This window comes from Corallococcus sp. CA053C (genome assembly GCF_003611675.1).
Taxonomy (GTDB): domain Bacteria; phylum Myxococcota; class Myxococcia; order Myxococcales; family Myxococcaceae; genus Corallococcus.
Genome location: NZ_RAWA01000153.1, coordinates 1 through 20,162 on the forward strand (window position 1 = coordinate 1; position 20,162 = coordinate 20,162).

Here is a 20,162-nt window from a genome sequence, read left to right on the forward strand (position 1 = left end):
GAGACAGCTCTTGGGAAACACCACACCGAGCCTCCCACCGTGACAGCCATGTCCGGAATCCACCCTTCGCACCCCGGTTTTGCCCGGCGCACCACGCGCCAACCCGGAGTGTGTGTCACCCAAGCAACAAGGGCGCGTCTCTATCGCAGGGGAGTGCCCGGAAGCAAACGCACGCACGGGCCTCACGGGGAGTCCGGGGCTTGACGGACAAAAGGACTGGACGGGGGATCAACGCATCGCGGGCGGCAGGAAGCGGTCCCTCAGGGATTCGGCGTCCGGACGGTCGAAGCCGCGCCCCTGGAGGAGGGAGCGGCGGCTGACGGCGTGGAAGGTGGTCTCCAGCGTCTGGGAGAACCGGCGGAGGTCCTCCGCGAGGCGGCTGCGGATGCCGGGCCCTTCGGGCGGCCAGGGCAGCTCCACGAGCAGGGACGAGAAGCGGTCGAAGGCGTCGTAGTCCGCGTAGCGCAAGAGCTGGTAGCCGCCGTCGTGGAAGTAGCCGAGGAAGGAGCGCAGCGCGTCCAGCACACGCTCGGCGGCGGGGACGTCCTCGGAGCGCAGGTGGCCCTCCGCGGCGCGGCACAGCTGGGCGTACACCCACAGGTCCTTGCGCAGGCGCAGCGCGGCGTCCTGGGCGCTGGTGAGGTGGGCGAAGGCCTCTTCGCCCAGGGAGCCGTTGGGCGCGAGCGCGTCCACGAGCGCGACAATCTGTCCGCGGAACAGCGCGGTGAAGGACTCCGCGGCACGCAGGGCGGCGGCGGGGTCGCGGTCCAGGTCCACCATCACCTCGCGGGCAATGCGGTCCGTCTCCCGGGCCAGGTCGCGCGCGGCCCGGAGCGTGGCGGCCTGCAGCGGCTTGGAGCCGGCCTTCGGGGACAGCTCCGTGTGCAGGTAGCTGGCGACGGCGGCGGCCTCCCCGCGCACCAGCGACAACAGCACGCGCACGCGGCGCGGCACGGGCGGCTGCGTCTCCGGATCCACGTGCGACAGGTAGTGCAGCACGCGGAACAGGCCCAGGAAGGCGGTGGTGAAGAGGGGCCGCGTGTCGGGGGGCAGCGTGCCCAGCACGTCCAGCAGGCGCACAGAGCGCAGCCGGTCGTACTCGACGCGGAACTCCAGCGGGCGGAAGGGGCGGAAGTAGCGGTTGAGGACGATCTCCCGCAGCGTCAGCTTGCCCACGTCCTGGAACAGCGAGAGGCCGATGAGCGGCAGCTGGAGCAGGTTGTCGAGCAGGTTCTTGAGCGCGTCGAACGCCTCGCGCACGACGAAGAGGCTCTCCGGGGGCGTCTCCTGGTCCAGCTCTTCTTCAATCAGGAGCCGGCGCACGCGGTCGTCCGCGAGCTGGGTCTCCACGTACTTGCGGAAGACCATCTTCGGGTCGCTGTCCGGGTCCTGCAGGTGGCGCGCGACGCGCACCGCGCGCTCCATCGCGTCGCGCACGTCCGCCAGCTCCTCGTGGAAGTCGCGCGTGACGAGCGGCCGGGCGCGCGCATCCACCACGGCGTTGTGGAGGTTCAGGTAGCGCTCCACGGCGCGCAGCCACATCTCGAACTCGAAGAGCAGCTCCTCGCGGCCCTCCACCGGGACGCCGCGCAGCCAGCGCTCGCGTTCGGCGAGGAAGCCCGCGCGCGTGGCCTGCGAGGCGCGCATCAGGTCGCCGTAGAAGTCGCGGGGACCGGGGAGGACCGTGGGCACGGTGGCTGGGCTCATGGCGGCGGGCTCGCGGGGCGTCAGGCGGGAGGAAGGCTAGAAGAGCGTCCCCTGCGGAGAGCTGGGGGGCGGCGTCTTCTTGAAGTACTGGTAGGTGCGCAGCGTGGCGGTGCGGCCGCGCGGGGTGCGCATGAGGAAGCCCTCCTGCATGAGGAAGGGCTCGTAGACGTCCTCGATGGTGTCGCGCTGTTCGCCCACGCTCGCGGCGATGGTCTCCACGCCCACCGGGCCGCCGCCGAACTTCTCCACGATGGTGAGGAGAATCTTGCGGTCCATCGCGTCCAGGCCGCTCGCGTCCACGCCCAGGCGGCTCAGCGAGCCGTGCGCCAGCTCGTAGGTGATGCGGCCGTCGCCCTCCACCTGCGCGAAGTCGCGCAGCCGGCGCAGGAGGCGGTTGGCGATGCGGGGCGTGCCTCGTGAACGGGTGGAGATCTCCCGGCTGGCGGCGCGGTCCAGCGGCACGCCGAGGATGCGCGCCGAGCGGTCGAGGATCTGCTCCAGGAACTTCGGCTCGTAGTACTCCAGGCGCTCTTGAATCTGGAAGCGGTCGCGCAGCGGCGACGTCAAGAGGCCCGTGCGCGTGGTGGCGCCCACCAGCGTGAAGGGCGGCAGGTCGATCTTCATCGCGCGGGCGGCGGGCCCGGTGTCGATGGTGATGTCCAGCCGGAAGTCCTCCATCGCCGGGTAGAGGTACTCCTCCACGGCGGCGTTGAGGCGGTGGATCTCGTCGATGAAGAGGATGTCCCGCTCGTTGAGGTTGGTGAGCAGACCCGCCAGGTCGCCCTTGCGCTCCAGCGCGGGGCCGCTGGTGACGTGGATGCCCACCCCCAGCTCGTTCGCGATGAGGTGCGCGAGCGACGTCTTGCCCAGGCCCGGGGGGCCGGAGAAGAGGCAGTGGTCCAGCGCGTCACCGCGGCTCTTGGACGCGGCCACGTACACCTTCAGCTTTTCAACGACCGCCCCCTGGCCCACGTACTCGTCGAACGAGCGAGGGCGCAGGGAGGCCTCCAGCCGGATGTCTTCCGGCTGAACATCTCCCGAGAGGGTGTCGTCGGACTTCCTCGCCATCACCATTGGGACCCTATACAGCGAAGGGGGCGCGTGTCGCTGCCCTTCTGGCGGCGCTAGAGTCGCAGCGGCATGCCGACCGGCCAGCCAGGGGGTCCGTCCCCCAGCCCCAAGGGAGTCGCCTCCATGAGCCACACCCCTGCCCCGTTCCGTCCCCTGCCCTTCCTCCCGGAGGCGCACGCCGAACGCACCCCCGGAGCACGGCTGCAGAAGCTTCGCCGCGCCGCATTGGAGGCCCGCGAGGCGTTCGTGAACGAGGGCCCGGTGGCGGCGGTGTCCACCTGCGACCTCATCACGTTCCCCTACCCCACCCTGTTCGCCTTCAGCGGGGCGGCGCTGTCCCCGGCGCCCTACGTGATGATGACCAACCGCATGCAGGTGGTGCAGTTCGCGGAAGCCGGCACGGGCCAGCGGCGCACGCTGCTGTTCAACCCCACCGACTTCGAGCGGGGCTACGCGGCGCCCTTCTACCGCGCGCTGCGCGAGCGCTACGGCGCGTTCCTCTCCGACAAGGTGATGTCCACCCGCCACGGCACCGTCCAGAGCCACCTGGAGTCGCTGGGGCTGACGCCGTCGGACGTGGACTACCTGGCCTTCGACCACCTGCACATCCAGGACCTGCGCGGCTGGCTGGGCGGCGCGGGCGCCCCGGCCGTCTTCCCGCGCGCGAAGCTGCTGGTGCAGCGGGCCGAGTGGGCCATGGTGAAGCACCTGCACCCCATGCAGAGCGTGTGGTTCGTGCCCGGCGGTTCGGAGATTCCGGAGGACCGCGTGGTGCTGCTGGACGGCGACACGTGGCTGGGCCAGGGCGCGGCGCTGCTCAGCACGCCGGGGCACACGCAGGGCAACACGTCCCTGGCGGTGGCCACCGCGAACGAGGTCTTCGTCGTCAGCGAGAACGGCGTGAGCACGGAGAGCTACACGCCGCTCCTGTCGCGCATCCCGGGCGTGCGCCGCTTCGCGGAGCAGATGGGCTGGGAGGTGGTGCTCAACGGCAACACGCGCGAGGACTCGTTGGACCAGTACACGTCCATGGTGGTGGAGAAGCTGTTCGCAGGCCCCTCCGCCCATGACGCGTCGTTCGTGAACTTCCACCCCTCGTCGCTGCTCACGCCGCACCTGCTGGCCCCCGGCCTGGGCCCCACCGTGGTGCTGCCCGCGCCGAACACGGGCGCGCTGCACCCCACGCCCGCGGTGCGACTCGCGGCGTGAGGTGACGCGCGGGGCTCACTTCACCGCGACGGAGCAGTCCACCACGGGGAGGAAGGGCAGCGCCCAGGGCTCCTCGCCCCGCGTCGGTTCGGTGGCGACGAAGAAGACGTGCGCACCGGCGTGCACGAACCCCCGGGGGTTGGAGCTCTGCCCTCCGGGCGCGAGGTCGTGGAGCTGCTGCACGCGGTCGCTCGAGCCGTCCGAGTACCAGGCCTCGCGCCCCCGTGTGCCCGTCATCGCGGAGAGGAAGAGCCACCCGTCCATCGCCTTGAGCGCGGTGGGCGCGCTGCTCCCAGGGCCGGGCTCCAGGTCCTGCACGAGTTGCGTGCCCTGGGACGAACCATCCGTGCGCCACAGCTCGCGGCCATGCACGCCGTCATCCGCGGCGAAGTACAGCTGGCCGTCCATCACCGTCAGCCCCGACGGGAGCGAACCCTCCGCCCCCAGCCGCACGTCCTTCACGCGCCGGGTGCCGGGCGTCGTGCCGTCGCTGCGCCACAGCTCGCCGCCGAACCAACGGTCTCCGGGCTCGCCGAAGAAGCCCTCCGCGCCGGCCATGAAGAACACGGCGTCGCCCAGGGGCGTGAGCTCCGACGGGTAGTCCCCCGCGAAGTGGCGCAGCCGGACGGTGGAGGAGGGCTGGCCCCGGGACACCCAGAGGTCCGCCTCGCCCACGCCCACGTCCGCGAGGAAGAAGAGGCGGTCCACGCCCACGGGCGTCAAGGCGAGGAGCACCGTCCACGCGGGGCCCCGGAAGAACACCTGCGCGCGTCCGGACGGCCCGTCCACCGCCCACAGCGTCACCGAGTCATCGTCGTACGCGACGAGCGCGAGCCGCCCGTTCCACGCCGTCAGCTCGTCCAGGAACAGCGAGCCCGGCCCGGGCACGAACTCCTGCACCAGCCTCGTGCCCTTCGCGGTGCCGTCCGACACCCACAGCTCGCGGCCATGCACGCCGTCATCCGCGGTGAAGTACAGCCGTCCGCCCACCGCCGTGAGCCCGTCCGGCGCGCTGCCCACGCTCCCCGGCCGGAGGTCCGCCACCAGCACCGTGTCCTTCGCGCTTCCCTCCGTGCGCCACAGCTCCGGGCCATGGTGCCCATCGTCCGCGACGAAGAAGAGCTGCCGGCCCACCGCCGTGAGGAAGCGCGGCGTGCTGCCCGACGGCCCGGTCCGCACGTCCTTCACCCGCCTCGCCTTCGCGGTGTCCCCGTCCGTCACCCACAGCTCGCGGCCGGAGATGCCGTCATCCGCGGCGTAGAAGACCTGCCCCTTCACGGGCACCAGCGCCTCCGGCTTCGAGCCCTCCGTGCCCTTGCGCAGGTCGCCCACGGGCGAGGCCCACCGCCCACACGGCATGGGCGCCTCTTGCGCCTGGGCGGCCACCTCGCCGCGCTCCTCGCCGCGCTCCTCCTCGGGGCCGCACCCCACTCCACCCGCGAGCAGCAGCAGCACGATCCCTGGGACGCCACGCCATGCCGCCATGACACATGCCTCCTTGGGACGGCGCGGTCCGACCGGGACCACCCACCCGGTCTAGAAATTGGCGCTTCCAGCGGAATCAGCCAGCGCACGGCTGCCTGCAATCACCCAGGGTTGTTGTGCGGGTGGCACTGTGGGTCCTCTTTTGACGACGAACGAACCCCAGGCCCGTTCGTCGGAGGACTTCGCCCACTTCATCCGGGAAAAAGTGTTGCGCGGATTTTCCAAGGACTTCGTGTCCCCGGAAGCACTGCGTCTCGCCCTCCGGGAGGAGGCCGTGTTCAGTCTCAGGGGCCGGAGCGCAGGACCTTCAGGCCTTCGCGGAAGAGCGCCTGGAAGGTGGCATCCGGACCCAGCCGCTCGCTGGCCACGTCCGCGGCCTTCTCCGCCTGGGGCTGCTTGTAGCCCAGGTTGAGCAGGGCGGAGATGAGGTCGGACCTGTTGCCGGACGGGGTGGGCGCCACGGGAGCGGTGCCGCGCGCGACGGCTTCGGTGTGGATGTTCTTCACCTTGTCCTTGAGCTCCAGGACGAGCCGCTCGGCGGTCTTCTTGCCCACGCCGTGAATCTTCGCGAGCCGGGCCACCTCGCCGCGCGCGAGCGCCGCGATGAGCTCCGGCACCTCCATGCCGGACAGCACGCCCAGGGCCATGCGCGGGCCGATGCGGGACACGCTGTTGAGGAGCAGGAACAGCTCCTCCTCCTGGACGGAGAGGAAGCCGAACAGCTCGAAGGCGTCCTCGCGCACCACGGTGCGGATGCGCACGTCCACCGGCTGGCCGTCCGCGGGCAGCTTCCCCAGGCCAATCGTGGAGAGGTTCACGCGGTAGCCCACGCCGTGCACGTCGATGACGGCGTCCTCCGCCCCCTTCTCCAACAGCGTGCCACGCAAGCGGGCGATCATCGGGCCTCCGGGCGCTTGTACGCGGACGACAGCCGGTCCGCGAGCACCGACGCGGCCCCCTTGCGCTTGCCGTTCGCGGGGGCGCTCGCGCGGGGCATGCCCACGCGGGAATGGTTGAGGTGGCACAGCGCGACGGCGAGCGCGTCGCTGGCATCCGCGCGCTCCAACGTCGCTTCGTCCACGCCGAGCAGCGTGCGCACCATGCGCGCCACCGCGTCCTTGCCGCCCGCGCCGCTCGCGCCCACCGACTTCTTCACGCTCGCGGGGGCGTACTCGTGCACGGGCAGCCCGGCCTGCGCCGCCGCGAGCAGGGCGACACCGCGCGCGTGCCCCAGCACCAGGGCGCTGCGCGCGTTGCGGAACGTGAAGAGGCCTTCCACCGCCACCGCCTCCGGCGCGTAGCGCGCGAGCGCCGCGCACAGCGCGGCGTGCAGATCTTTCAAGCGCTCGGCCAGGGGCGCGGACTCCGGCACCTTGATGACGCCGTGGCCCAGGTGCACGAGCTTGCCCTTCTTCTCCTCCACCACCCCGAAGCCCATGAAGCGGCTGCCAGGGTCCACGCCGAGCACGCGCACCGGCCCGTTCCTTTCCCACGCGCCCTGGAAGGGGCTCACGTGGACAGCGACTCCATCAGGGATTCGTCGATCTCGAAGTTGGCGTGCACGTGTTGCACGTCGTCGTTTTCATCGAGCGCGTCCATCAGCTTCAACAGGCGCTTCGCGTTGTCGCCTTCCACCTTCACGGTGTTCTGCGGCACGAAGGTCCACTTCTGCTCGCCGACGGGGAGCCCCGCGGCCTCCAGCTTCGAGCCCACCGCGTGCAGGTCCGCCGGCACGGTGCGCACCTCGAAGCCGTCCGGTCCCTGGTCGACGACGTCCTCCGCGCCCGCCTCCAGGGCCTGCTCCATCACCTGGTCCTCGCTGGGACCGGGCTTCACCACGATGACGCCCTTCTTGTGGAACATCCAGCCCACCGCGCCCTCGGCCCCCATGTTCCCGCCGTAGTTGCCCAGGAGGTTGCGCACGTCGCTGGCGGAGCGGTTCCGGTTGTCGGTGAGGCACTCGATGATGAGCGCGACGCCGCCGGGGCCGTAGCCCTCGTACGTCACCTCTTCGTAGGACTCGCCCGCCAGTTCGCCCGTGCCCTTCTTGATGGCGCGGTCGATGGAGTCGCGGGGGATGTTCGCCTCACGCGCCAGGCCCATGGCCACGCGCAGCCGGGCGTTGCCCGCGGGGTCACCGCCGCCCAGTCGCGCGGCGACGGTCAGCTCCTTGATGAGCTTGGAGTAGAGCTTGCCCTTGGTCGCGCCCATGGCGGCCTTCTGGCGCTTGATCTTCGACCATCGGTTGTGACCGGACATGGCGGCGGCTTCGGCTCGGGGAGGACGGGGCCGGGTGCCCACGTCCCCGGCCTTGTGCCCCGTTCAGGGCGCCCGAGTCAAACCCTCACGACGCGTCGTCGGAGTCGGGCGTCGGGGCCGGTTCGAACAGGCGCGGTGGGCCCGCGGACTCCCGGGCGCGCTCGCGCTCCTCCACCAGGATGGCGGGCACCAGCACGCCCAGCATGAACAGCCGGGTCGCCGCCTCGTACGACAGCGCCTCCGGGAAGCGGCACTCCAGCAGCATCGCGCGCACGGTGCGCCGCCCGTCGAAGAGGCGAACCACCTGCTCCACGTCCTCGGGCAGCGTGGGCAGCTCGCGCGCCAGCCGGTTGAAGTCCACCGTGAGCCGCGCCGCCAGGGGCAGGCCCCGGACACGCAGCGCCTCGAAGCGCTCCAGGCCCGGCACCACCTGCTCGCACAGGTACGCGCGGTCCATGGAGAAGGTGCCCCGGTGCAGCTCCGGGCCGAACGTCACCGTGTAGCCGCCCGCGCCGAAACACAGCAGGCGCCGAAACGCGAGGCTGCCGCGCTCGCCGTGGAAGGTCGCGTCCACCACGAGGCCGTGGCGGAAGGTGAAGGAGCCCGTGTCCTCGAGGAGGATGACGCGCCCCGAACGCACGCCGGACAGGAGCGCGCGCACCAGGTGCACCAGCGGCAGTGGGCCGGTGTGCGCGTCGTAGACGTCCTCCTCGCCGCGCCGCCCCGCCTTGAGCCGCGCGAGCACCGCCACGTCCCGGGCGTCCACCGGCTCCACCAGGTATTCGTCCGCGCCCACGCCCGCGGCGAGGTCGCGGTGGAACTCCTCCTGGTGACGCGCCACCAGCAACACCGGCAGGTGCGCGGCCTTCGCGTCCGCGCGGAGCAGCCCGCAGAGGCTGAAGCCGTCGCCGTCCGGAAGCTCCGCGTCGATGATCACCAGCCGGGGCAGCGCCTCCGACGAGGCGAGCCGCGCCAGGGCCTCGCGCATGCCCTCCACGCGCACGGGCTCGAAGCCCTCCGCGAGCAGCGCTTCGCTCACCGCCGGCCGCGCCGCCTGGCCCACCAGCAGCACGCAGCCTCCCGCCTCACCCGACAGGTCGAGTGCGTCACGACCTCCCGCGGGCGTGGAGGACTCAGAGGGAGGCGCGGCGCGAAGATGGGCAACCATGGATTCCTCATTCTTCCAGGGAACAGTCGGAAATGTACAACCGGGCCCCAAGTCCCTGGAATCGTTCGGTTTTGGCCATCGCGCAACCCACGCTAGGGTGCGCGCCCATGACGCGCCTCGTCCTGCTGCTGACCTTCCTCGTCGTGCCCGCCGTGTCCTCCGCCCAGGAGGCGGGCTTCTCGTCCTCGGGTGAAGACCCGCTGGGCTCGGTGGTGGCGCCGGTGATGCTGCCCGCGGGCGGCACCGCGCTCTATGGCTACACGGGCGCGCCGGAGGTGGGGCTGGGGTTCCGGCAGGGCATTGGCGGTTTCGAGATGGAGGCGCGCGGACGCTTCGACTGGTTCAAGTTGAGCGCGTCGCTGGAGGTGCTGGGCCGCAAGGAGGTGCTGCGGCGGGGCGCGTTGCAGCTCGCGCCGTCGCTGGGGCTGGGCCTGGTGCTCAACTCGGGCGCCACGTACATGGATGACGACAACTTCTCCGGCGTGCTGGTGCGCATCCTGCCGGGGCTCGTCGCGAGCTACCGGCTGGGGGACACCGTGGCGCTGCTGGGGCTGGTGGACCTGCCCATCGACCTGGGGCTCACGGGCGAGAAGCAGCGGCGCTTCCAGGCGTTGGGCGGTCTGGGCGTGGAGGTCTACCTGGGCAGTGGGCTGTCGCTGCTCGCCGCGGGACAGCTGGGCGTGGAGACGTTCCAGGAGCGCGCTGGCGCGGGCCACACACGCCTGGGCTTCAACGCGCGCGTGGGTCTGGGCACGCGGCTGTTCTGACGCCGGGGACTGCGTCCCTCGCCTATTCGGGCGGAGGGCTCTGGCGGGGCGTGCCCATCAATTCGAGCGCGCGCAGGGCGACGCGGATCAGCGTCTGCGCGCACGGCTCGCAGCCTCCGCCGCAGCACGAAGGCCAGCGCCCTTCCGGGTCGCGCAGGAGCGGACGCACGCTGGACTGGTAGTAGCTGGGGAGCTGGTGTTCCTCGCTCGCGCGCACGAGCGCATCGTCGAGGGGCATGGGCGGGGCGGCGAGAACGTCGGACACGGCCCGTTCATACCAGACTCGCGAGGGCCCCTCATTCAGAGCAGCGAGGTCTGCGCGGGGGCGTCCGGCGCGGGCCCATCCGAGGGCTGGCACTGTGAACACCAGTGCGTGTCGCGGCCACCGACGCGCTGGTGCGACACGGGCATGGTGCAGCGCGGACACGGAGCGCCCGGCTTGCCGAAGATGTTGCGCCGGTGCAGCGCCTTGCCCTTCACGCCGAACAGATCGCGCTGCGTTCCACGAAGTCGCAGGCCCTCCTCCAGCACGTCGCGGATGCCCCGGTGCAGCCGGATGATCTCGGAAGGCGACAGCGAGGACGCCAGACGCCGGGGGTCGATGCCCGCGGCCCACAGGCTCTCATCCGCGTCGCGGTTGCCCAACCCCGCGAGCACGCGCTGGTTCAGGAGCACCGTCTTGAGCGGACTGCGCCGACGGCGAAGCAACCCGGCCAGCAGCTCCGGCGTGAACGTGTCGTCGAGCGCCTCCGGGCCCAGCTCCTCCAGCTTCAACTGGGCCGTGAGCCACGACGTGGGGCCCAGCGCCACGCGCGCATACCCCAGCGTGTCGGAGAACCGCAGCTCGTCATTGCCTTCCAGCGTGAGGACGACGAGCGTGGAGGGAGGCCGTTCGCTGCCCGCGGGCCGGAGGGCCAGCTCGCCCCAGAGCATGAAGTGCAGCGCGAGCGTCTGCCCGTCATCCAGCGTCAGGAGCATGAACTTGGCCCGGCGGTCCGCCGCGAGCACCCGCCGCCCGCGCAGGTTCTGGATGAAGTCCTCGGGCGAAGCGAAGCGCACCGCCGCCGGCACCAGCACCTGCGCATCCACGAAGCGGCGGCCCACCACGGCCTGCTTCAAGTCGCGGACGATGATCTCGACCTCGGGGACTTCGGCCACGCGTGCATCCTCCCCTACGCATCGGTAACGTAGGAAGGATTCGAGGTAACGCCATGGGTTGTCCCCCGCTGGGAAGGCACCTCGTCCGTCCGTCGGGCATCCGGCCGGACGAGGCCCTGCCCCGCCTCAGGCGCGGACCGTGACCTCGGCCACGTCCCGCTCCACCTCGCGGACGTCCACCTTCACGTCCAGGAAGTGCGCCATCGTCTCGCGCTGCGTGAGCGCATGGCCGTCCAGCGCCAGCGTGCGGAAGCTCCCGCCCTTCGCCAGGGCCAGGAGCAGCAGGAGCTGATCACACAGGTGCTCGCCCACCGGCACCTCGGCGTCCAGGTAGCGCTTCACCTTGGCGGCGACCTCCTCGCCCACTGTCTCCGCGCGCTTGCCGCGCTCGCCGAAGCCGGTGAACACCTCCGTCACGTGCTCGCTCTCCACCTCCACGCGCAGCACGTTGCCCGGCCCGAAGGCGCGCTTGAGGTCCTCGCCCCGCTGCTGATCCGGCCGCAGCCCCAACACGGCGGCCACGGACTCCAGCTCGCGGCGGGCCACGTCGAAGGGGATGGCCGCCACCTGGGCCACCGCCTCGCGCCGCAGCACCCGTCCCCGCTCCATCAGGTGCAGGGGCTGCAACTTCGCCGGCTGCACGTCCACGCGGAACTTCCCGCCGCCGGCCGGATAGAAGCCCGGCCGCTCCAGCTTCACCTCCACGCGCGGCCCCATGCGGTTGAGCAGCGGCAGGTACGTCTTCTCCAGGAAGTCGAACGGCGGCGCCGCCGGGTTGTGCGTCCCACCCTCCAACATCAGCGTGGACGGACCTTCCGCGTGCAGCAGCGCGGGCAGCACCGTCTGGAGCACCAGCGTCGCGCTGCCCGCCGTGCCCACCGCGAAGTGGTAGTTGCCCGCCGACAGCGCGCGCGGGTGGAAGGAGAGCTGCTTGGAGCCCAGCTCCGCGCCCGTCACCTCCGCGGCGCCCACGGTCTCCGCGGCCTTGAGCGCGGTGAGGTGCTGGCGCAGCAGGCCCGGCTTGGCGCGGCCCGCGCGCACGTTGACCATCTCGAAGGGCGTCCCCGTCACCAGCGACAGCGCCAGCGCGGTGCGCAGCACCTGACCGCCCCCCTCCCCCTGTGAACCATCGATGCGGATCATGTGTGTCGTGCTCCTTCGGCGCTCGCGGACGGATGCAGCATCCCATCCCTGATAAAAATAGCGGCGCCCGTTCCCCCACCCTTAACGGCCCTCGCGGACCTCTTGGGGGGAACGGGCGCCTCGGCGGCTTCATCCCGGCATGTGCACCTCGGCTGGACGGCGGGTGGGAACGACAACTCCCTCGGCTATCCCTTCACGCACACCACCTGCTTGAGCGTGTGGACGACCTCCACCAGGTCCGCCTGCGCCGCCATCACGGCATCGATGGGCTTGTACGCGGCCGGCGTCTCGTCGATGACGTCCGCGTCCTTGCGGCACTCCACCCCCGCCGTCGCCAGCGCGTGGTCCTCCAACGTGAAGCGCTTCTTCGCCGCGGCGCGCGACATCACGCGGCCCGCGCCGTGGCTGCACGAATGGAAGGCGTCCGCGTTCCCCTTCCCACGGACGATGTACGAACGCGCCCCCATGCTGCCGGGGATGATTCCCATGTCTCCCGTGCGCGCTCGCACCGCGCCCTTGCGGGTCACGAAGCAGTTCTTCCCGAAGTGGTGCTCGCGCGAGATGTAGTTGTGGTGGCAGTTCACCGCCGACTCCGCCAGCTCGAACGGAGGCAGCTCACCGCTCGCCTTCAGGGCCTCCACCGTGGAGCGCAGCATGAGCTCGCGGTTCATCGCCGCGAAGTCCTGCGCCCAGCTCACCGCGAACACGTAGTCGTCGAAGTGCTCCGTCCCCTCCGGCAGGTACGCCAGATCCGCGTCCGGCAGGTGGATGTGGAAACGGCTCATGTCCTTCTTCGCCAGCTCGATGAAGTGGCTTCCGATGCGGTTACCCACCCCGCGCGACCCGGAGTGCAGCATCAGCCACACGCCATCCGCCTCATCGACGCACAGCTCGATGAAGTGGTTTCCCGTCCCCAGCGTTCCCAGGTGGCCCAGCTGCGGCCCACGGCCGATGTGGGGATGCTTCGCGACGATCTGCTCGTACCCGCTCACGAGCGACGCCCACGCGGCCGTATGCGTCGCGGGCGAGTGCTTCCAGGCGCCGCGGTCGTTACGGCCACCGTTGTCCGTACGGCCGTGGGGCACCGCCGCCTCGATGGCCGAGCGCACCCCGCGCAGCGAGTCCGGCAGCTGCTCCGCGCGCAGCGTCGTGCGCACGGCGATCATCCCGCATCCGATGTCCACGCCCACCGCCGCCGGCACCACCGCGCCCACCGTGGGCACCACGCTCCCGACCGTCGCGCCGTAACCGCGGTGCACGTCCGGCATCACCGCGACCCACTTGTGGATGAAGGGCAGGCCGCGGAGGTTGCGAAGCTGCTCCTTCGCCTCGTCCTCGAACGGCACCCCCACCGTCCACGCCTTGATGGGGCGACCCGCTTCGTCCGACAGCACTTCGTAGTTCGTCTTCTCGCGGTCCATGGCCTTCACCCTTCCTCGGTCGTTCGACCGGGCGCTGTGTCCCGGTCACGTGGGGGAGCTAGAGCACCCGCCGTGCCAACGCCGCTTCCGAGGGAGCCCCGTGCAGGGGGCTGGAGTTCCCTATCCCATGGGATAAATACGTATCCTGATGGCTCAAAAGACCAAGGCGCGGCGGACGGTCGTCATCGGGATGCTGGGAACGACGCTCGACACGGGCACCACGGCGCAGCGCTGGACGCGGTGGCGGCCCACGGTGGCGCTGTGCCAGCAGGAGGACCTGGTGGTGCACCGGCTGGAGCTGCTGCATCCGCCCCGGGTGACGTCGCTGGCCCAGGTCATCCAGGAGGACATCGCGCAGGTGTCCCCGGAGACGCAGGTGCGCCTGACGTCGCTGGACATCCGCGACCCCTGGAACCTGGAGGAGACGTACGGCGCGCTGTTGGACCACGTGCGCGCCCACCCCTTCCATCCGGAGGAAGAGGACTACCTGGTGCACATCACCACGGGCACGCACATCGCGCAGATCTGCATGTTCCTGCTGGTGGAGAGCCGCCTGATTCCGGGGCGCCTGGTGCAGACGTCACCGGGGAACGCCGGCTCGCGGTCGGCTTCGGGGACGCACACCCTCATCGACCTGGACCTGTCGAACTACGACACGCTGGCGGCGCGCTTCCGACAACAGCAGCGCGAGGGCCTGTCCTTCCTCAAGTCCGGCATCGACACGCACAACGCCGCGTTCAACCGGCTCATCGAGCGCATCGAACAGGTGGCGGTGCAGTCCCGCGCGCCGCTGCTGCTGACGGGGCCCACGGGCGCGGGCAAGTCACAGCTCGCGAAGCGCATCTACGCGCTGAAAAAGTCGCGCAACCAGGTGGTGGGCCCGTTCGTGGACCTCAACTGCGCGACGCTGCGTGGCGACGGCGCCATGTCCACCCTCTTCGGCCACGTGAAGGGGTCCTTCACCGGAGCGGTGGGTGACCGGCCCGGGTTGATGCGGCAGGCGAACGGGGGCGTGCTGTTCCTGGATGAGATTGGGGAGCTGGGCGCGGATGAGCAGGCCATGTTGCTGCGCGCGCTGGAGGACAAGCGGTTCCTGCCGGTGGGCGCGGACAAGGAGGCGGAGAGCGACTTCCAGCTCATCGCCGGCACCAACCGCGACCTCCAGCTCGACGTGGAGCGGGGGCGCTTCCGCGAGGACCTGCTCGCGCGCATCAACCTGTGGACCTTCCGGCTGCCCGCGCTGCGCGAGCGCCCGGAGGACATCGCGCCCAACCTGCAGTTCGAATTGGATCAAGCGTCGCAGGCGCTGGGCACCCGGGTGACGATGAGCAAGGAGGCGCAGGAGCACTTCCTGCGCTTCGCCACGTCTCCTGAAGCCCGGTGGAACGGCAACTTCCGCGACCTCAACGCGGCCGTGCTGCGCATGTCCACGCTGGCGGCTGGGGGACGGATGACGCGCGAGGTGGTGGACGAGGAGCTGGAGCGGCTGCGAGCCCAGTGGCGCCCCGCGGGAGCGGCGGCATCAGGCCATGACGACGTGCTGGCGGAGGTGTTGGGGGCGGCTCGCGCGGCGGAGCTGGATCGATTCGACCGCGTTCAGCTCGCGGACGTGGTGGGCGTGTGCCGCTCCGCGCGCTCGCTGTCGGACGCGGGACGGACCCTGTTCGCGCAGTCGCGGGCCCAGAAGAAGAGCGTCAACGACGCGGACCGGCTGCGGAAGTACCTGGCGCGCTTCGGGCTTGGCTGGGCGGACGTGAACGGGCGCGGGATGGCGGACGCGGAGTGACGCGTGCTCAGCGGAACTGTTCCTTCAGCGCACGGCACCGTGCCGTGGTCCCGGCCTCGTCGGGTACGACCGTAGAGCCCCGTGCGGATGACGGAGCCACCGGCACGGGCGCACCGGGTGATGCGTGCGTGTCCGGCCCTTGCAGCCAGGCAGCGGGGACCATGCACTCGACGGACAGCGGCCCCTCGAACGTGGCGGACAGGTCCGCGTCCTTCGTTCGCACCGTGCCGTGCACCTCGCGTCCGGTGACGTTCAACTCCAACGTCCCATCACTCGCGAGCGTCGGAGGACCGGACGGCCCGCGAAGCTCCGCCGACGCCAGCCCCACCTGGAGCGGCATCCGGGTGAGCCGCGCCGTGGCGTGCTTCGTCTTCGGGAATGCAGGCTCCACGGAAGCAAGGACGGCCCACTGACGTCCGCCCTCCGCCTGCGCGCTCAACGCGACCTCCAACGCGGGAGGCGCCTCCCCTTCAGTGAAGGTGACCATGAGCCGCACGGACGGAGCCTCGAAGGTGCCCACGTCCGTCCGCACCACCACCGCACCGGGTGGCTGCGGACGTTCGGGCGCATTCAAGGCAGCGGACTTCGAAGGAGACGCGGACACGTTCGGCGGATGCGCCCGCTCCTCCCTCGGCTTCGCGCAGGCCCCGACGAGCAGCAGCGCCAGCAGGGCCTTTTGCCGCATGATCAGCACTCCACCCGCAGGAGCATCGCGCTGACGGTGGTGTTGTCGTTCTCGCGCAGCTCGGCCACCGCGCCCTCCGGATCCATGTCCAGGTAGACGTAGTACGTGTTGAAGGGCAGGCCCGCGGGCACCACGAAGCCCAGCGAATACGTGCCCTCCGAGAAGGCCGCGAGCGAGTGGCCGAAGGAGGCCACGACATTCGTGGACTCGCTGTAGCCAGCCGGTGGCGCCGTCGGGCTCAGCCGCACGCGCAGCGTGTAGGACGCGACCGCGGCGTTGCCCAGGTTGCCCACGTAGAACTTCACGCTCGTGGACGTGCCGCGACACACGGCCCGCGAGCCCGCCGGATCCAACGTCTGCGCCACGTCCCCCACCACCCCCATCGCGGACGGCAGCAGGTTGGGCTTCGTCTGCGTGTAGCCGTACAGATCGCGCATGCCCTGCGCGTTCGTGGGCCACAGCGTGGACGCCTCATAGCCGCCCGTCACCAGGTGCGGCGGCGACGTGCGCAGGATGCTGTGTCCGCCCTCGTGCTTGAAGCCGAAGAAGTGCCCCGACTCGTGCACGAACGTACTCCGGCCCGACGTGCCGAACGCGTTCCCGTTGCGCGGCGTGAAGTCCAGGTCGCTGGCGATGCAGACGTCCGCCTCGTCGATGCCGTTGCTCCCGATGAAGCACACGCCCACCGTGGAGTACGTCACGCCGTTGTTCCCATCGATGGCCGCCCGGTCGCACAGGCCGATCTCGTTCTGCCCGTCGCTGTGGTCCAACGCGCAGTCCGTCACCGGGTTCACGTTGAACGCGCTCACGATGCGCGACAGGTCATCCCACTGCCGCAGCCCGTTCCAGTACGCCGTGTTGACGTTGCCGGAGTCCGGGATGCTGCACCGGTTCCGCGACACCGCCGGCCCGCTGTACCACTTCACCGGCGAGCCGTTGCACGTGTCCCACGCGGCGGCCCCCGCCTCCAGGCTGCCCAGCGCCAGCACCGCGACGAAGCCCATGGCTCTCGTTGTCTTCATGGCGAACCTCATCACGGCTGACCGGGCGGGACGTCCCGCTCGGGTTGGGAGGGAACGATGCCCGTCGAGGGTGCCTGGAGCGACGCGGGCGTCACCGGCACGGACAGCGAGGACGCGGTGGCGACAGGCTCCTCGCGGAACGCCCCCGTCACGGTGAGCCCGCGCGCGCGCAGGTGGTTCTGGAGCAGCGCCACGAACGCCTCACGGCCCAGCGCCTCCGGAAGCCCCGCGACCTCCACGCCCGCGCGAAGGGCCGGACGGCCTCCCTGCAACGCCACCGTCTCGAACACCGGCGCGGTCCACCGCACGCCCGCTGAACCCAGGCCGGCCACGAGTCCACCCTCGGGCCCCACGAGCACCTCCCGGCCGCCCACCGACTCCACGCGGAAGGCATGCTCGTCGAGCACCGGCGACAGGCTCCACCCGGTGTTGCGCAGGAACACCACGTAGCGCGCGCCCAGAACGAAGCGGGGCACGTGGCTGACGACGAGCTGCCGTCCATCCGGCAGCAGCCCTCCGGCCTGCTTGAGCCGCAGCTCCCGGGGCGCTTCGCCCAGGTGCGCCCGCACGTTCCCCAGCGTCACCACCGTCCAGGGCCCGGTGCGCGGCGAGGACTCGGAGCGCAGGTCGATGACGTCCCCCTCCACCACCGAGGCCGTCTGATCCATCAGGCTCAACAGGCTGTCCACCGCGCGCGGAGCCCGGAGCGTGGCCTCCGCGACCAGGGGGCGCTCCTGTGCCGCGGGAGGCGCCTCGCGTGTGCCTTCGTCTCCCACAGGGGAGGTGCAACCCGAGCCCCCCGCCATGCCGCCGAGGAGCACCAGCGCGAGTCGCGCACGGCCCCTCCACCTGGTTGTCACGCGCATCATGTCCGCTCCCTTCGTGTCTTCAGTGGATCAGATAGAAGGCGTCCTGCCGGGGCACGAAGAACTTCCAGCCTTCGTCCGTCAGGTACGCCGGATCTTCCTGCATCACCGCCACCCGCTGCCCGTCCCACTCTGGCACGGCGGTGACGGTGTTGAGTTCGACGGCGAGGAACGAGCCCTTGCGCAACAGCCGGGGCGCGTCCTTGCGCGAGGCCGCGCGGAAGTCGATGGAAGCGCCCAGCCCATGGCCCTGCGCGCCCAGCGGGTGGCTGTACACCTTGGCCTCGATGCCCTTCTCCTTCATCTCCGCCATCGTCGCGTCGTAGACGTCCGCGGACGAGCGCCCGGGCCGCGACGCGCGCAGCATCATCGCGTCCTGCAGCGCCTGCGTGTTCGCCAGCGCGCGCTTCAAGCCCTCCGGCACGTCCTTCTCCCCGTCCCGCAGCACGTAGGCCATCTTCTGCCAGTCCGTGTTCATCCCCAGGGACGTGACGCCGAAGTCCACGTGCAGCAGGTCGCCGCGCTGGATGATCACCGCTTCATCCGCCACCGCCAGGAACCCGCGCGAGAAGCCGTCCTTCATGCCCTGGCGTTGCACGCGCATGTCGGGCTGGAACCACGTGCCCACGCGCGCCTCCCACAGCGCGTCGTACAGCCAGCGGCGCACCTCGCCCACCGTCGTCTTGCCCGGCACCACCACCTCGTTGGAGAGCGCGCGCTTCACCAGCGACTCCGTCAACACCACGAGGTCGCGGTACGGCGCGAACTCTCCGGGCAGCCGCGTGTCCAGGTACTCCTCGATGAGCGGCGCCGCGCTCACGAACCGCGCTTCGGCCTGGGGCCCCAGCGCCTCCACCAGCCACTGGTAGCTGTCATGCGTCAGGCTGCGCGTCACCCCGCGCTTGCCGCCCATGCCCAGCGCGATGGCGCGCGGGTGGTAGCGCGCCTCCAGCTCCGCGAGCACCTCCTCCGGCTTGCGTCCCTCCACGGGCACATCGAAGAACCGGGTCACCACCTCCGTGGCGTAGCCCGTCAATGCGACCTTCTTCAGGCCCGCGTCCCCCGCGTCCACGAAGACGAACACGTCACGGTTGCCCACGTAGGGCAGCGGCGGCGCGATCCAGGCCGTCAGCGGATCATCGTGGAACTCCTCGTTGATGACCACCCACATGCCCACGCCGTGACGGCGCATCATGTCGAGCAGCAGCGTGTGCCGCTCCTTCAGCCAGGCCTCGCGCAGGGCCACTTCCCGCGAAGGAGGCTGCACGAGCGCGGCGGTGGAGGCCTGCGGCGAGGGGTCGCGGACGGGGGCGGTGGCGCAGGCCACCAGACACCCCAGGATGGGCAGGGTCGCCACACTCCAGCACTTCATGTCGGGAACTCCGGGTCGCGAGGAAGGCCGGCAGCGTAACGCTCAACCGAAGTCCCCCGCTCCCGGAACCGTGGAGGCTCCGGGAGCGGAGGGCCTGGGGCGCATCCCGCCTGCTCACCCGCTCGGATGTCCTCGCTCCCACTCACTTCCGGGTCCCGTCCCCCCCGGTCCGGGACACCCGGATCCACCCAGGACGTACTGGCTGGTGGATCCCTTGGAAGTGGGCGGCCTTCCCCCGAAGGCTGCCGTGGAGCGCGGACACCCCGCCGCGCGCGCGCCGTTACGTCAGTAGCTGGCGACCCCGTCCAGGTCGCCGTCCTCGAAGTCGAAACCCCGCCCCCCGCCGTTCAACCCGGAGGCCGCTTCCGCCTCCTCCTCGTCGTCCGCCCGGAAGCCCCTCACGTCCCGGACCTCAGCACCCGCACGCGCCTCCACGCCCCCATGGGATCCGGGAGCCCACATCGCACCAGATTCCTGGTTCCACGCTTCAAGGCGGTACATCGCGTCCCCCCGGGGTGCGGTGTTTCCTACGCGTTTCGATAATTAGACGCGGACCGGAAGAATCCTTGGGTCCTCCTTGTCGCAATTCAGCGAATTACCCCCATCCGCAGCGCGCGCGCCCGGATTCCGGCCTCTTCACTCCAGCCCGGCTCCCCCTGGTGGGCCACCGCCTCGAAGGCCTCCGCCGCCTCGCGCGGACGGCCCAGCGCCCGGAGCACCAGCGCCCGGTTCCACAGGGCCTGGGGATGGTCCGGCGCCTGACGCAGCACGCCTTCCACCAGGATCAGCGCCCCCGAAAGGTCCCCCTCCGCCATCGCCACCACCGCCCGGTCGCTGTCCCGGTCCGCGGACGGCGCGCTGCGCGACAGGAAGTCCGCGGCCTGACGCAGTTCGCCGTGCACGAGGTAGGCAGCCGCGATGCCGTGCAGGTCCCCGCGCTCCTCCAGCGCCGCCAGCGTTCGCAGGGGCACCCGGGTTCCGGCCTGGAGGTCCTCCTCCTCCGGCGTCCCCGTCCGGGAGGGGACGAAGGGGAGGTACTGGTC

General features: G+C 70.9%; 19 protein-coding genes. 3 read left to right on the plus strand and 16 right to left on the minus strand.

Features of this window, described 5'->3' with window-relative positions; all coding sequences use genetic code 11:
* Positions 1–228: 228 nt before the first annotated feature.
* Entirely contained in the window at positions 229–1,707 is a 1,479-nt protein-coding gene (locus tag D7V97_RS20650) for a hypothetical protein (protein ID WP_120612367.1), read from the minus strand.
* A 36-nt stretch (positions 1,708–1,743) separates the two neighbouring features.
* Positions 1,744–2,781, minus strand: coding sequence for a Holliday junction branch migration DNA helicase RuvB (ruvB, locus tag D7V97_RS20655; protein ID WP_120612368.1), 1,038 nt, complete (start codon positions 2,779–2,781; stop codon positions 1,744–1,746).
* A gap of 120 nt (positions 2,782–2,901) precedes the next feature.
* Here ruvB and D7V97_RS20660 point away from each other — a divergent pair, with 120 nt between their 5' ends.
* Positions 2,902–3,987: a hypothetical protein gene (locus tag D7V97_RS20660; protein ID WP_120612369.1), complete on the plus strand. Its 1,086-nt coding sequence runs from the start codon at positions 2,902–2,904 to the stop codon at positions 3,985–3,987.
* A 15-nt stretch (positions 3,988–4,002) separates the two neighbouring features.
* Here D7V97_RS20660 and D7V97_RS20665 read toward each other — a convergent pair whose 3' ends face one another.
* The 5 genes from D7V97_RS20665 to D7V97_RS20685 all read right to left on the minus strand — a co-directional run bounded on the left by D7V97_RS20665 (position 4,003) and on the right by D7V97_RS20685 (position 8,899).
* Positions 4,003–5,472 carry an ELWxxDGT repeat protein gene (locus D7V97_RS20665; protein ID WP_120612370.1) on the minus strand — a complete coding sequence of 490 codons (1,470 nt, stop codon included), beginning with the start codon at positions 5,470–5,472 and terminating at the stop codon, positions 4,003–4,005.
* 284 nt (positions 5,473–5,756) lie between these two features.
* A complete protein-coding gene (gene ruvA, locus D7V97_RS20670) occupies positions 5,757–6,371 on the minus strand; it encodes a Holliday junction branch migration protein RuvA (protein WP_120612371.1) in 615 nt (204 codons plus the stop codon).
* Positions 6,368–6,946, minus strand: coding sequence for a crossover junction endodeoxyribonuclease RuvC (ruvC, locus tag D7V97_RS20675; protein ID WP_120612384.1), 579 nt, complete (start codon positions 6,944–6,946; stop codon positions 6,368–6,370). The genes ruvA and ruvC overlap by 4 nt, the downstream gene beginning before the upstream one ends.
* A gap of 35 nt (positions 6,947–6,981) precedes the next feature.
* Entirely contained in the window at positions 6,982–7,731 is a 750-nt protein-coding gene (locus D7V97_RS20680; protein ID WP_120612372.1) for a YebC/PmpR family DNA-binding transcriptional regulator, read from the minus strand.
* Between the two features lie 85 nt (positions 7,732–7,816).
* Entirely contained in the window at positions 7,817–8,899 is a 1,083-nt protein-coding gene (locus D7V97_RS20685) for a PleD family two-component system response regulator (protein WP_120612373.1), read from the minus strand.
* 107 nt (positions 8,900–9,006) lie between these two features.
* On the opposite strand from D7V97_RS20685, the gene D7V97_RS20690 reads away from it, so the two are divergent.
* The gene (locus tag D7V97_RS20690) at positions 9,007–9,666 is read left to right on the plus strand and encodes a hypothetical protein (RefSeq protein WP_120612374.1); all 660 of its coding nucleotides are present in this window, start codon (positions 9,007–9,009) and stop codon (positions 9,664–9,666) included.
* A 22-nt stretch (positions 9,667–9,688) separates the two neighbouring features.
* Here D7V97_RS20690 and D7V97_RS20695 read toward each other — a convergent pair whose 3' ends face one another.
* The 4 genes from D7V97_RS20695 to D7V97_RS20710 all read right to left on the minus strand — a co-directional run bounded on the left by D7V97_RS20695 (position 9,689) and on the right by D7V97_RS20710 (position 13,388).
* Positions 9,689–9,904, minus strand: coding sequence for a hypothetical protein (locus tag D7V97_RS20695; protein ID WP_120612375.1), 216 nt, complete (start codon positions 9,902–9,904; stop codon positions 9,689–9,691).
* Between the two features lie 62 nt (positions 9,905–9,966).
* A complete protein-coding gene (gene mutM, locus D7V97_RS20700; protein ID WP_120612376.1) occupies positions 9,967–10,824 on the minus strand; it encodes a DNA-formamidopyrimidine glycosylase in 858 nt (285 codons plus the stop codon).
* Positions 10,825–10,950: 126 nt separating this feature from the next.
* Positions 10,951–11,967, minus strand: coding sequence for an RNA 3'-terminal phosphate cyclase (rtcA, locus tag D7V97_RS20705; RefSeq protein ID WP_120612377.1), 1,017 nt, complete (start codon positions 11,965–11,967; stop codon positions 10,951–10,953).
* A gap of 185 nt (positions 11,968–12,152) precedes the next feature.
* Positions 12,153–13,388 carry an RtcB family protein gene (locus D7V97_RS20710; RefSeq protein WP_120612378.1) on the minus strand — a complete coding sequence of 412 codons (1,236 nt, stop codon included), beginning with the start codon at positions 13,386–13,388 and terminating at the stop codon, positions 12,153–12,155.
* Between the two features lie 148 nt (positions 13,389–13,536).
* On the opposite strand from D7V97_RS20710, the gene rtcR reads away from it, so the two are divergent.
* On the plus strand, positions 13,537–15,174 hold the full coding sequence (gene rtcR / locus D7V97_RS20715; RefSeq protein ID WP_120612379.1) for an RNA repair transcriptional activator RtcR: 1,638 nt from the start codon (positions 13,537–13,539) through the stop codon (positions 15,172–15,174).
* Positions 15,175–15,181: 7 nt separating this feature from the next.
* Here rtcR and D7V97_RS20720 read toward each other — a convergent pair whose 3' ends face one another.
* The 5 genes from D7V97_RS20720 to D7V97_RS20740 all read right to left on the minus strand — a co-directional run.
* On the minus strand, positions 15,182–15,859 hold the full coding sequence (locus D7V97_RS20720) for a hypothetical protein (RefSeq protein WP_120612380.1): 678 nt from the start codon (positions 15,857–15,859) through the stop codon (positions 15,182–15,184).
* Between the two features lie 2 nt (positions 15,860–15,861).
* The gene (locus tag D7V97_RS20725; RefSeq protein WP_158623418.1) at positions 15,862–16,881 is read right to left on the minus strand and encodes a CARDB domain-containing protein; all 1,020 of its coding nucleotides are present in this window, start codon (positions 16,879–16,881) and stop codon (positions 15,862–15,864) included.
* A gap of 11 nt (positions 16,882–16,892) precedes the next feature.
* Positions 16,893–17,750 carry a hypothetical protein gene (locus D7V97_RS20730; protein WP_147444901.1) on the minus strand — a complete coding sequence of 286 codons (858 nt, stop codon included), beginning with the start codon at positions 17,748–17,750 and terminating at the stop codon, positions 16,893–16,895.
* Positions 17,751–17,769: 19 nt separating this feature from the next.
* Positions 17,770–19,119 (minus strand): M24 family metallopeptidase, encoded by a 1,350-nt coding sequence (locus D7V97_RS20735; RefSeq protein ID WP_120612383.1) that lies wholly within the window; start codon positions 19,117–19,119, stop codon positions 17,770–17,772.
* Positions 19,120–19,706: 587 nt separating this feature from the next.
* A partial coding sequence (locus D7V97_RS20740; protein WP_368668943.1) for a tetratricopeptide repeat protein occupies positions 19,707–20,162 on the minus strand: 456 nt, incomplete at its 5' end.

Bases quoted from the DNA above. Each gene is read 5' to 3' on its own strand.
- D7V97_RS20650 (WP_120612367.1), bottom strand. From the start codon at position 1,707: ATGAGCCCAGCCACCGTGCCCACGGTCCTCCCCGGTCCCCGCGACTTC.
- ruvB (WP_120612368.1), bottom strand. From the start codon at position 2,781: ATGGTGATGGCGAGGAAGTCCGACGACACCCTCTCGGGAGATGTTCAG.
- D7V97_RS20660 (WP_120612369.1), top strand. From the start codon at position 2,902: ATGAGCCACACCCCTGCCCCGTTCCGTCCCCTGCCCTTCCTCCCGGAG.
- D7V97_RS20665 (WP_120612370.1), bottom strand. From the start codon at position 5,472: ATGGCGGCATGGCGTGGCGTCCCAGGGATCGTGCTGCTGCTGCTCGCG.
- ruvA (WP_120612371.1), bottom strand. From the start codon at position 6,371: ATGATCGCCCGCTTGCGTGGCACGCTGTTGGAGAAGGGGGCGGAGGAC.
- D7V97_RS20680 (WP_120612372.1), bottom strand. From the start codon at position 7,731: ATGTCCGGTCACAACCGATGGTCGAAGATCAAGCGCCAGAAGGCCGCC.
- D7V97_RS20685 (WP_120612373.1), bottom strand. From the start codon at position 8,899: ATGGTTGCCCATCTTCGCGCCGCGCCTCCCTCTGAGTCCTCCACGCCC.
- D7V97_RS20690 (WP_120612374.1), top strand. From the start codon at position 9,007: ATGACGCGCCTCGTCCTGCTGCTGACCTTCCTCGTCGTGCCCGCCGTG.
- D7V97_RS20695 (WP_120612375.1), bottom strand. From the start codon at position 9,904: ATGCCCCTCGACGATGCGCTCGTGCGCGCGAGCGAGGAACACCAGCTC.
- rtcA (WP_120612377.1), bottom strand. From the start codon at position 11,967: ATGATCCGCATCGATGGTTCACAGGGGGAGGGGGGCGGTCAGGTGCTG.
- D7V97_RS20710 (WP_120612378.1), bottom strand. From the start codon at position 13,388: ATGGACCGCGAGAAGACGAACTACGAAGTGCTGTCGGACGAAGCGGGT.
- rtcR (WP_120612379.1), top strand. From the start codon at position 13,537: ATGGCTCAAAAGACCAAGGCGCGGCGGACGGTCGTCATCGGGATGCTG.
- D7V97_RS20720 (WP_120612380.1), bottom strand. From the start codon at position 15,859: ATGCGGCAAAAGGCCCTGCTGGCGCTGCTGCTCGTCGGGGCCTGCGCG.
- D7V97_RS20725 (WP_158623418.1), bottom strand. From the start codon at position 16,881: ATGAAGACAACGAGAGCCATGGGCTTCGTCGCGGTGCTGGCGCTGGGC.
- D7V97_RS20730 (WP_147444901.1), bottom strand. From the start codon at position 17,750: ATGATGCGCGTGACAACCAGGTGGAGGGGCCGTGCGCGACTCGCGCTG.
- D7V97_RS20735 (WP_120612383.1), bottom strand. From the start codon at position 19,119: ATGAAGTGCTGGAGTGTGGCGACCCTGCCCATCCTGGGGTGTCTGGTG.